Annotated in this window: 2 protein-coding genes and 1 pseudogene; 1 reads left to right on the forward strand and 2 read right to left on the reverse strand. The window is 52.2% G+C overall.

The window, feature by feature from the left end:
* Nucleotides 1-126 precede the first annotated feature (126 nt).
* On the reverse strand, nucleotides 127-297 hold the full coding sequence (locus tag C7N83_RS15030; RefSeq protein ID WP_170064928.1) for a hypothetical protein: 171 nt from the start codon (nucleotides 295-297) through the stop codon (nucleotides 127-129).
* Nucleotides 298-1,000: 703 nt separating this feature from the next.
* On the opposite strand from C7N83_RS15030, the gene C7N83_RS13615 reads away from it, so the two are divergent.
* Nucleotides 1,001-2,503, forward strand: a complete 1,503-nt coding sequence (locus tag C7N83_RS13615) for a DNA recombination protein RmuC (protein WP_106743258.1) — start codon at nucleotides 1,001-1,003, stop codon at nucleotides 2,501-2,503.
* Between the two features lie 48 nt (nucleotides 2,504-2,551).
* On the opposite strand, the pseudogene C7N83_RS13620 reads toward C7N83_RS13615, so the two are convergent.
* Nucleotides 2,552-2,682 (reverse strand): annotated as a pseudogene (locus tag C7N83_RS13620) (IS1595 family transposase); the annotation flags it as partial.

The following is a 2,682-nucleotide window of genomic DNA, read 5'->3' on the forward strand; positions in this document are numbered from 1 at the left end:
GGAGAAAACAACATCTTGCTCGCCAGGCCGGCATTGCGCCAACCATCGTTTAAAATCTTTCACAAACACATGGTGGCTTTTAACACGACCCCAAGAAACGTTTTTTTGATAACCGCTTTCTTTCAGCTATACCATCACCACCACGCAAGTGGCCATAGCGAACGGGATGACGATGAAGATATCGCCCAACCCCATTAACGGCGAAATGATGCCGCCTAATAAAAACGGCATACAGCCAAGAACAGCAAAGGCGGCACCGGCATGGCGGCGTTCGCTTGCCATTGCCAATGACGACAAAGCCGTCAAAGGGTACCAACCATCAACAGCGTGATGAAAAAACCGACCTCCACCCACAGCCAATACGCTTGAACACCACCATGGTATAAGCCATTGCCGACAAAAAAACGACTACACCCAAACACAAGCTTTGCGTTCGGACAATCGTCCGCCACGGTTCGAACCGGCCACCCAAACTATACCATTGGCGGCAAAACACAGACTAAAAGCAAAGGCCGACAAGTGTAAACCCTTTCCAGGATAAACAACGATACGGCGATACAGGCAAACATCGCGCCAAACAAGAAGCTTTCAATCCACAATAGCCCATAAAAAACAGTATTGTATAGATAATCAGAAGGCCGGAAAACACAATAGCTTTCCGACCGTCGGTTGCATCTCTATTTTCAAATGGCACTTACCATCCTGCCAAATTGCGCCATTCTCTTGCGATTTACTACAGCGGCACTGTCGGCAGTGTAAGCTGATGTAGTCGGTAAACCATATTTCACTACTGCCTCGGCTTTTTCAGAATTCTGATCGGGCGTTCGTGCGGTACAGACGCACCGTGCAAGAAATGGCGCACCGCCGGTTGCAGGAAGCATTATCAGAGGTGGTGAAATGATGGGCATGCATGAATACTACAAAAATCTCAGGCCGCCTGAAAGCTTGGTATAAACATGATATAGTTCACCGATTGATGATTTCTTTCAGACGGCCTGATATGTCCGACCTTAGCCTTTATCTGATCGCCACCGCGCTGACGGCTTTATTGCTGGGCGCCCTCGTTGCGTGGTTATTGACCCGCCATGCCGCACAGACACAGCAATTTTCACTCCGGCAGCAGCTTGCCGAGCGCACCCAGCAGCATGAGTTTGCCGGGCAATCACTCGCCCGCGCCGAAGCCGGGCTTGCCGACAGCCGCCGCGAAATTCAAGATTTACACAGCGAAACTCAAGAGCTGCACGGCCGATTTTCCGCCGCCTGCAAACAAATCGAATATTTGCAGCAACGCGAAGACGAAGCAGGCCGCCTGAAACAGGATTATCGGGATTTGCAGCAAACCGTGCAAAACCTGCAAATCCGCAATGAGCGGCTCTACACCCAAATCGAACAGGAACGCCAAGCCGCCGATGATAAACTTTTGCTGCTGACCGAAGCGCGCCAAAGCCTGAGTGACCAGTTTCACAATCTCGCCAACCAAATCCTTGAGGAAAAAAGCCGCCGCTTCAGCGAGCAAAACCGCGAGCATTTGGGGCAGCTACTCAATCCCTTAAACGAGCGCCTCCACGGCTTCAGCGAATTGGTGCAAAACACCTATGAAAAAGAAGCACGCGAGCGCTTAACCTTGGAAAACGAGCTCAAACGCCTGCAAAGCCTGAATGTCCAGCTTCACCACGACGCCAAAGCCCTGACCGATGCGCTTACCGGCACGCAAAACAAAACGCAGGGCAACTGGGGCGAAATGATTTTGGAAACCGTGCTGGAAAATTCCGGCCTGCAAAAAGGGCGCGAATACATCATCCAAGCCGCTGCCACGCGCCTCGAAGAAGACGGCAGCACCCGCCGCCTGCAGCCCGATGTGCTCATCAACCTGCCCGACAACAAACAAATCGTTATCGACGCCAAAGTCTCGCTTACCGCCTACACGCGCTATGTCCGGGCACAACAGTCAGACGAAGCTGCACGCGAACTCGCCGCCCACACTGCCAGCATCCGCAGCCACATTAAAACCCTATCACGCAAGGATTACACCGATTTGGAAGGCGTAAACACGCTGGATTTCGTGTTTATGTTTATCCCCATTGAGCCCGCCTACCTGCTCGCGCTGCAACACGATGGCAACCTGTTTCAAGAATGCTTCGACAAACGCATCATGCTGGTCGGCCCCAGCACCCTGCTCGCCACCCTGCGCACCGTCGCCAACATCTGGCGCAACGAGCAGCAAAATCAAAATGCGCTAGCAATTGCCGAAGAAGGCGGCCGGCTGTATGATAAATTCGTCGGTTTTGTGACCACCTTAGACGGCGTGGGCAAAAACCTTGAGCAAGCGCAAAATCAGTTTCAGACGGCCTACAAACAGCTCACCGAAGGCCGCGGCAACTTGGTCAACCGCGCCGAGAAACTGCGCCTGCTGGGTGTAAAAGCAGGGAAGCAGTTGGATAAAAGGTTAGTGGAAAATGCGCAGGATAATTTGCTTGAAGGGCAAAAAAGGGAGACGCACTAAGCGAATAACAAGCCGTCTGAATAGCATAAATGTTGGGGCTGACGTAGATTAGCCCCAAACACCACACCATTTCCGCAGCATTTCAAGCTGCCCGGACGGTGTGCCGAAGTCAAAGCGGAACCCGCATTCTTTCAGGAACAGCAGGCAAGATTTACGGCCAACCCCATTGTATTTGCGCA

The organism is Neisseria iguanae, assembly GCF_003013245.1.
Taxonomy (GTDB): Bacteria; Pseudomonadota; Gammaproteobacteria; order Burkholderiales; family Neisseriaceae; genus Neisseria; species Neisseria iguanae.

What these genes read in the sequence shown, in the direction of transcription:
- C7N83_RS13615 (WP_106743258.1), top strand. Translation starts at nt 1,001, where the DNA reads ATGTCCGACCTTAGCCTTTATCTGATCGCCACCGCGCTGACGGCTTTA.